This window comes from Staphylococcus sp. GDX8P54P (genome assembly GCF_017893165.1).
GTDB lineage: Bacteria > Bacillota > Bacilli > Staphylococcales > Staphylococcaceae > Staphylococcus > Staphylococcus borealis.
This window is the reverse complement of the sequence record NZ_JAESMM010000009.1, coordinates 104,319-113,682: the sequence shown is the minus strand read 5'-3', so window position 1 is coordinate 113,682 and position 9,364 is coordinate 104,319. Positions and strand designations below refer to the sequence as shown.

The 9,364-nt window shown below is 32.6% G+C and carries 5 protein-coding genes; all 5 read left to right on the top strand.

Annotated elements, in window-relative coordinates; genetic code table 11:
* Nucleotides 1–273 precede the first annotated feature (273 nt).
* Complete coding sequence (locus KA909_RS04170) at nt 274–846, top strand: TVP38/TMEM64 family protein (RefSeq protein ID WP_075108694.1); 573 nt, start codon at nt 274–276, stop codon at nt 844–846.
* A gap of 4 nt (nt 847–850) precedes the next feature.
* Nucleotides 851–1,375: a signal peptidase I gene (gene lepB / locus KA909_RS04165; protein ID WP_210129985.1), complete on the top strand. Its 525-nt coding sequence runs from the start codon at nt 851–853 to the stop codon at nt 1,373–1,375.
* Between the two features lie 14 nt (nt 1,376–1,389).
* A complete protein-coding gene (lepB, locus tag KA909_RS04160) occupies nt 1,390–1,962 on the top strand; it encodes a signal peptidase I (protein WP_053029760.1) in 573 nt (190 codons plus the stop codon).
* 158 nt (nt 1,963–2,120) lie between these two features.
* Complete coding sequence (addB, locus tag KA909_RS04155; protein WP_193839572.1) at nt 2,121–5,609, top strand: helicase-exonuclease AddAB subunit AddB; 3,489 nt, start codon at nt 2,121–2,123, stop codon at nt 5,607–5,609.
* Nucleotides 5,602–9,294, top strand: coding sequence for a helicase-exonuclease AddAB subunit AddA (addA, locus tag KA909_RS04150; protein WP_210129984.1), 3,693 nt, complete (start codon nt 5,602–5,604; stop codon nt 9,292–9,294). Before addB ends, addA begins: the two co-directional genes overlap by 8 nt.
* Nucleotides 9,295–9,364 lie beyond the last annotated feature (70 nt).

The window sequence follows — 9,364 nt, the reverse complement described above, 5'->3', positions numbered from 1 at the left end:
TTGCAAATTCGCAGTAGCTGACTGAACTGAGAAGGCGCTTTAATCAAGCTTTTCTCAGTTCTAGTCATCCTTGCGGGGGTGGGACGACGAATTTAAAAGAATTCTGTTCCACTCCCTTTTTATTATATACCTTTATATTAAAGCTAAGGAATGAGTTCTAACTACTACCTATGACTGATTTGTAACCATAGAGGTAGATTTATAAATGAAACAGTGTACAATATTTCTATGAAATAATGACTGTTAATTCAATAGGAAGGATTTGATGTAACTGTGTTTCATCAAATTGAACAATGGTTTGATTTATTACAAGGTTTTGGTTATTTAGCTGGGTTTATCATATTATTTTTTAGGGCCATTGTACCAGTGCTTCCATTAACATTGTATGTTATTTTATGTGTTCATGCGTATGGCTTTTTAGCAGGTACGATTGTGAGTTGGTTAGGTGTTGTAGCAGGTACTTACACTGTCTTCTTCTTCTGTAGAAAATTTGTGAATGCCAACTTTATGAAACGGATTAAATCAAGACGATCAGTCGAAAGATTAATTCATTTTATTGACAGACAAGGTTTGGTACCTATATTTATCTTGATGTGCTTTCCATTTACCCCTAATACACTTGTTAACTTTGTAGCTAGTTTGTCTCATATTAGAGGTAAATATTACTTTATGATTTTACTTGTTTCTAAGCTTATTTCTATCACATTTTTGGCAATTATGGGAAAAAGTGTAACAACTTTTTTTACACATCCTTTTAGAGCAGTCATGATAATAATGATAACGATAGCATTATGGTTTATTGGTAAGAAAGTAGAAGGCTATTTTATGGGTTCGGACAAGGAGTGACAACGTGCGTAGAATTGCAAGTTGGGTAGTAGCATTACTATTTGCTTGTCTCTTTGTCATTTTTATACAAATGTTCATCATTAAAAGTGCGGTCGTTCAAACTAACGATATGTCTCCCACTTTAAATAAAGGTGATCGCGTCATTGTTAATAAAATAAAAATCACCTTTAACTTATTGGATGATGGTGATATCATCATGTATCGCCAAAATAATCAATTGCACTTTGGTCGATTGGTGGGTAAACCTGGTGAATCTATAGAAATCAGAAATGGTGAATTGTATAGAGATGATAGACAAGTTGACAAATTTTATGCTAAAAATAGAGATATTAATAATTTTGCGATAAGAGATTTACATGATTCTGATGGTGATATTATTCCACCAAATTCATATTTTGTTTTAAATGATAATGGTGATAAACGCAGTGATTCACGTAGATATGGATTAATAGATAAAGACGATATTGTTGGAGATGTTCATTTGAAATATTATCCATTTAAAGAATTTACCTATCAATTTAATAAGTAGATGAGGTGTTAATAGTGAAAAAAGAAATAGTTGAATGGATTGTGGCCATAGCGGTAGGTTTATTACTAGTATGGGTAATGGTAAACTTCGTCGCTAAGTCATATACGATTAAAGGCGATTCTATGGATCCAACATTAAAAGATGGCGAACACGTTATGGTCAATATTTTAGGATATAAAGTTGGAGACATTAAAAAAGGGAACGTTATCGTTTTTCATGCGAATCAACAAGACGACTATGTAAAACGTGTTATTGGCGTGCCGGGAGATAGTGTTGTTTATAAAGATGACAAACTATATGTGAATGGTAAAAAGATAGATGAACCGTATCTTGATTACAATGAAAAGCGTAAACAAGGAGAATATATTACGGGTTCATTTGAAACGAAAGATTTACTAAATGCCAATCCTAAATCCAATGTTATACCTAAAGATAAGTATTTAGTTTTAGGTGATAATCGAGAAGTAAGTAAGGATAGTAGAGCATTCGGGTTAATCGATAAAGATCAAATTGTAGGTAAAGTATCATTTAGATTTTGGCCATTCAGTGAATTTAAGTTTAATTTTAATCCTGACAACGATAAATAAAGGCATTGACTAATGATTTGATTTATACCTATCAGGGCTGGTAATGGAATGTTATAGAGGTTCCAACCAGTCTTTTTTTGTTCACTATTTTAATGCAACAAAACATTTTTAGGAACGTATGTTCTATGTTAAAATGAACTCAAAGGAGTGTGGGAATAATGGAGTTGAACGCATACATAGGTAGAGCCGGGACAGGTAAATCCCATTATATGATTAATAATATAAAGCAACAAATGAAAGATGACCCACTTGGTGATCCGATTATTTTAATCGCACCAACTCAAAGTACGTTTCAATTAGAACAAGCTTTTGTAAGTGACAAGGCATTGAATGGAAGTTTAAGAACTGAAGTGCTTCACTTTGAACGTTTGAGTTATAGAGTTTTTCAGGAAGTAGGGGGATTAACTGAAGAACGATTAACGCAAGCAGCCACTGAGATGATGATTTATGATCTTGTTCAACAACATCAATCTGAACTCAAATTATATCGATCACAAGTGAATTACTATGGATTTAGTGAGAAGTTAAGTGAGCAAATTCAAGATTTTAAGAAATATGCTGTTACGCCTGAACATTTGAAATCCTTTTTGCAAGATAATGGCATAAGTACGAGAACGAAACATAAATTAGAAGATATATCCTTCATATACCAATCTTTTGAGGAACGTATAAATGGAACGTTTATTACCTCAGAGGATAGCTTAAATCATTTTATTGATATTTTGAATCAATCAGAATGGATTAAAAGGTCAGAAATATACATAGACGGGTTCCATAACTTCTCTACATTGGAATATCAAATAATTAAAGCGCTGGTACAAAATGCCAAAAAAGTTACAGTCCTTCTGACAACAGATGGTATTGAAGATCCATTCAGTCTCTTTAGAAAACCATCCGAAGTATTAACCCACTTAAAGGAAATTGCTAATGATTTAAATATAGACTTACAACAACAATTATTTAAACAACAACATCGTTTTAACAACAAAGATTTAATGCAATTGGAACAACAATTTGATGCACTGCAAATTAATCCTGTAACTTATGAAGGTAATATTAATATTTTAGAATCATCAAGTATACGTGAAGAAGTGAATGAAGTGGCTCGCCAAATTATAAAAGATACACGAGATAAGCAATATCGATACCAAGATATCGCTATACTGTATCGCGATGAAAGCTATGCCTATTTATTTGACTCTGTACTTCCACAATATGACATCCCATTTAATATAGATACCAAAAGATCAATGACACATCATCCCATCATGGAAATGGTGCGTTCGCTTTTAGAAGTAATTCAAACGAACTGGAATATGAGTCCGATGATGCGCTTAATTAAAACCAATATTTTGTCTAATCATTTTAAAGATAGTGCGTATTTAATTGATTTATTAGAGAATTTTGTAGTTGAACGTGGCGTTTATGGCAAACGTTGGCTCGATGATAAATTATTTAGTGTAGATAATTTTACTAAAATGGGCCGAAAAGAGCATAAATTGACTGTTGAAGAACGAGAAACGTTTGAGCAAGTCGTTAATTTGAAGCATGATATTATCGATAAAATAGTAACTTTCGAAAAGGCAATGAACGAAGCGGATAATGTAAGAGGATTTGCGACAGCATTTTATGAAACTATGGAGTCATTTGATTTACCAAAATATTTAATGACACATCGGGACCAACTAGATGTCGAGGGTCATCATGAAGAAGCAGAAGAAATTGACCAAATTTGGAATGGCCTTATCCAAATATTAGATGATTTAGTCACTGTATTTGATAATGAAGATATGACACTTAAACGCTTTTTAGAAGTTTTTGATATTGGTTTGGAACAATTAGAGTTTGTTATGATTCCGCAAACACTCGACCAAGTTAGTATAGGGACAATGGATCTAGCTAAGGTAGACAATAAAAAGCATATTTATATGGTTGGAATGAATGATGGCGCAATGCCACAACCTGTTTCGTCTTCTAGTTTAATAACTGATGAAGAAAAGAAAATGTTTGAGCAACAGACACAAGTTGAATTGAGTCCAACCTCAGATATCTTACAAATGGATGAAGCATTTGTTTGCTATATTGCGATGACACGAGGCAGTGACCAAGTTACATTTTCATATAGCTTAATGGGGGCTCAAGGTGAGGATAAAGAGAAGAGTCCGTTTCTTGATCAAATACAAGCATTGTTTAATGGTTTAGAAGTAACGAATATTCACTATAAACATAATGCTCAACCTATTTCTTTAATGGAACATCCGCATCAAACTAAGGTAGCACTATTTGAATCGCTAAAGCGTTGGTTGGAAGCAGAGATGGTTGCAGATATATGGGTAGATGCGTATCAAGTTATGCGAGATAATGACAAATTGAACGATGGTTTAAGTTACTTATTAACAGCGTTGACATATGATAATGAAACGGTGCAATTAGATGAACCGTTGGCAGCATCATTATATGGTTCAACAATTAATGCCAGCGTTTCTAGATTTGAAGGATATAATGACTGTCCATTTAAACATTACGCGAACCATGGTCTAAGATTAAATGAACGCACGAAATATAAACTTGAAAATTTTGATTTAGGTAATATTTTCCATACTGCATTAAAGTATATTTCTGATAAGATTAATGGCGATTTTAAAAATCTTGATAATAAAAAGATTCGCGCATTAACTGTTGAAGCTTTAGAAAATGTATTGCCGCAAGTTCAGTTTAATCTTATGGATTCAAATGCGTACTACCGATATATGTCTAAACGAATTGGTGTTATTGTTGAAAGTACGCTGAAAGCACTACGCTACCAAAATAAAAATACAAAGTTTAAACCGCAACGATTCGAAGCAGGATTTAGAAAATCACCTAAGAACAGTGAAGAACTTATTGCACAACCATTAATTACAGAACAAGGTATTCCAGTTAATATACGCGGACAAATTGATCGTATAGATGCTTATACTAAGAATGATACGAGTTATATAAATATCATTGATTATAAATCATCTAATCCGAGTGCGACATTAGATTTGAAAAAGGTTTATTATGGCAAACAAATGCAAATGATGACTTATATGGATATTGCATTGCAAAATGCCCAAAGACTGGGCTTGTCAAATGAAATTAAACCAGGTGGACTATTGTATTTCCATGTCCACGATGAACGTCTTAACTTTAAAGATTGGGGCGAATTGCAAGATGATGCTTTAACAGAAGATAAACTGGAACAAGCATTTTTGAAAGAGTATAAATTACGTGGCTTAGTTAATAGTGATATGGATGTCGTAGATGCATTAGATATTCGATTAGAAGACATTGGCAAATCTGATATTGTTCCAGTTAGTTTGAAGAAAGATGGAAGTATTGGTAGTAGGGGAAGTAGTGTGGCTGATGAAACAACGATTCATAAATTTATTAAGCACAATAAAGATAATTTTATAAATACTGCTACAAACATTATGAAAGGTCACACTGAAGTTGCACCACTTAAATTTGATGACCAACTCCCATGCCAGTTTTGTAATTTTAAATCTGTTTGTCACGTGGATACGATGATAGATAGTAAACATTATCGTCATGTAGATGAAACAATAGACCCTATTAAAGCAGTACAAGATGTCGAGTTAGAAAGTGGTGATAATAATGAATGATATTCCGATTAAACCTAAAGATGCGCAATGGACAGATGCGCAATGGAAAAGTATATATGCTAATGGGAAGGATATATTAGTAGCCGCTGCTGCTGGTTCCGGCAAAACTGCCGTTTTAGTAGAAAGGATTATCCAAAAAATAATTAGAGACGAAATAGATGTTGATAAGTTACTTGTTGTAACATTTACTAATTTAAGTGCTAGAGAAATGAAACATCGTGTAGATCAACGTATTCAACAAGCTTCAATTGAAGATCCAAGCAATGAACATTTAAAGAATCAACGTATTAAAATTCATCAAGCACAAATTTCAACACTACATAGTTTCTGTCTAAAGATTATCCAACAGCACTATGATGTCATTGATTTAGATCCCAACTTCCGTACTATAAGTGATGTGGAAAATGTACTTTTACTTGAACAAGCTATTGATGAGGTACTAGAAAAACATTATGAAACACCAGATGTTGAGTTTCTTACGCTTGTGGAACAATTATCGAATGACCGAAATGATGATAGTTTTAGAGATTTATTAAAACGTTTCTACAACTTTAGTATCGCTAATCCATCACCATTTGAGTGGCTAGATTCATTAGTTGATATCTATGACAATGAAGATAAACATGTAGCTTATTTGAAAGAATTAGAAAAACTAGCAAAAATTTATATCAAAGCAGCATACCGTACCTTATTAGAAGCGGAAAATAACTTTTTAAATTGTATTGAAGCAGAAAAACATTTAGATGTTATTAAATTAGAAAAATACAAATGTGAAAAAATGCTAGAGGGTAATGTAATAAATTATGAAGAAATTATTAATTACGCTTCTGAAAAATTGCCTACAATTACTAAAAAATTAAAAGACACGAATGAAGACGCAGGTATAAGTGCTCAATTTTTAACAAATGCGAAAGACTTTTATGATGACTATAAAAAGCTATTATTAAATGTAAAAAATAAGTATTTAATGCGTTCTTTTGAAGAATTAAAGGTAGATATGAAGCGTTTAGCACCAAGAATACAGTATCTTGTTCGAATTGTTAAAGATATTATTAATGATTTTGCTGATAAGAAACGTAGTCGTAACGTTCTAGATTTTTCTGATTATGAACACTTTGCATTACAAATATTAACAGATCAAGAAGGAAATGCTTCACCCATCGCTAAAGCATATCGTGACCAGTTTTCAGAAATATTAGTAGATGAATATCAAGATACAAACCAAGTACAAGAAGCTATTATATCTAAAATTAAACGTGGCGATGAGTCTAATGGTAATTTATTTATGGTAGGCGATGTTAAACAATCTATTTATAAATTTAGACAAGCTGACCCAACGCTATTTATGAATAAATATCATCGTTTTACAAAGAATGGTGATGGAACTGGTATGCGTATTGATTTATCTAAAAATTTCCGTTCGCGTAAAGAAGTGCTCGCCACGACCAACTATTTATTTGATCATATGATGGATGAAGAAGTTGGTGAAATTGATTATGATGCTGATGCACGACTTTATTTTGGTGCTACTAAATATTCCGATAAATCTATGCCACTTGAATTACATGCATTAGTTCAAGATAAAAGCAGTGATGCTGATTTAGAAAAATTAGAACAAGAAGCCCGTTATATCGTTGAACAAGTTAAAGATATCGTTGAAAATAAACAGGTATATGACATGAAGACGGAAACATATAGACAGGCGACTTTCAAAGATATTGTCATACTTGAGAGAGGTTTGAAAAATGCACGTAATTTGCAACAGGTATTTAAAGACAATAATATTCCGTTTCATGTAAATAGTAAGGAAGGATACTTCGAACAAACGGAAGTGCGATTAGTCTTATCTTTTTTAAGAACTGTCGATAATCCATTGCAAGATATTTATCTAGTTGGATTGATGAGATCGGTCATCTATCAATTTACAGAAGATGAATTAGCCCATATACGTGTACTCAGTATGAATGATGATTATTTCTACCAATCTATCATGCACTATATTAAAGATGAGGAAGCGCGACCAGCATTAGTTAAAAAGTTACAACGTTTTATCGATGATTTAACAATGTATCAAGCCTATAGTCAGTCACACCCAGTCTACCAACTCATTGACAAATTTTATAATGACCACTATGTTATTCAATATTTTAGTGGTTTAATAGGTGGTAAAGGTAGACGTGCAAATCTTTATGGATTGTTCAACAAAGCAGTGGAATTTGAGAATTCTAGCTTTAGAGGATTATATCAATTCATAAGGTTTATTGATGAATTAATCGAGCGCAATAAAGACTTTGGTGAAGAGAACGTTATAGGACCTAATGATAATGTGGTGCGAATGATGACAGTTCATAGTAGTAAAGGTTTAGAGTTCCCATATGTGATTTACTCTGGACTCTCTAAAAATTTCAATAAAGGTGATTTACGCAAACCACTAATTTTAAATCAAAAATATGGTCTGGGTATTGATTATTATGATTTGGAACAAAATGTGACGTATCCTTCTCTATCATCAGTAGTCATTAAATCAATTACTGAAAAAGAATTAATCTCAGAAGAAATGCGCTTGATGTATGTGGCTATGACCCGTGCTAAAGAACAACTCATTCTTATTGGGACAATTGATAAGGAAGAAGTCTTAGAAAAATATGAACGACTGCCTATTTCAAATAATCATATTGCATTACACAAGCGTTTATCCGCTGATCGACCTTTTGATTTAATTTATAGTATTTTAGCTAAGTATCAATCTTCATCTCTATTACCAGAATATCAATTTGAAAAATCAATTGATCAATTAGATGAAAGTTTACGTCCTTCTGTGGAAATTAAGGTCGTACATTTTGAAGCACTTTCGATTGAAAATAGTGAGTCTGAGCAGGAACGTCGTAGCGTTTCAGATTTAGAGACAGAAGGCTCTCATGATGATGCTTTGAAACAACAAATTAATGATCAACTATCTTTTGAATATCCTTACTTAAAGGATACGAAGAAGCCATCAAAACAATCCGTTTCTGAATTAAAGCGCCAATTAGAAACAGAAGAAAGTGGCACAAGTTATGAAAGAGTCAGACAATATCGTATTGGTGTTTCAACGTATGAAAGACCAAAATTCCTAAGCGCTAATCGCAATCGAAAAGCTAATGAAATTGGTACCTTAATGCATACGGTTATGCAACATTTACCATTTAAAGAAACACGAATGACTGAAACAGAATTAAATGATTATATTGATGAGTTAATCGCAAAGCATATCATTGAAGAGGACGCTAAGAAAGATATTCAATTTGAAGCAGTTATGAATTTTATCAGAAGTGACTTGTATATGACGATTACACAAGCTGATGAAGTATATAGAGAGTTACCGTTTGTTGTAAATCAAGCACGTGTTGACGAAATGCCTGAAGAGGATGAAGATGTATCCATAATTCAAGGAATGATTGATTTAATTTTCTTAAAAGGCGGGCAATATTACTTTGTAGATTATAAGACGGATGCCTTTAATAAACGTAGGGGTATGACGGATGAAGAAATAGGTAATCAACTTCGAGATAAATATAAAATTCAAATGAAGTATTATCAAAATACCTTAGAAACGATTTTGAATTCTAAAGTGTTTGGTTATCTGTATTTCTTCCAATTTGGTCAAATGAGTATCGACGACGGTGACAAACGATCTTCTAATTAAATATCATGCAATTCACTAAATTTCTAAAATTTCAGACATATATATTTGTGGTTTAGCAAAGATTAAAGTT

Excerpts from the sequence above, each read along its gene's own strand:
- addB (WP_193839572.1), top strand. The coding sequence starts at position 2,121 with ATGGAGTTGAACGCATACATAGGTAGAGCCGGGACAGGTAAATCCCAT.
- addA (WP_210129984.1), top strand. The coding sequence starts at position 5,602 with ATGAATGATATTCCGATTAAACCTAAAGATGCGCAATGGACAGATGCG.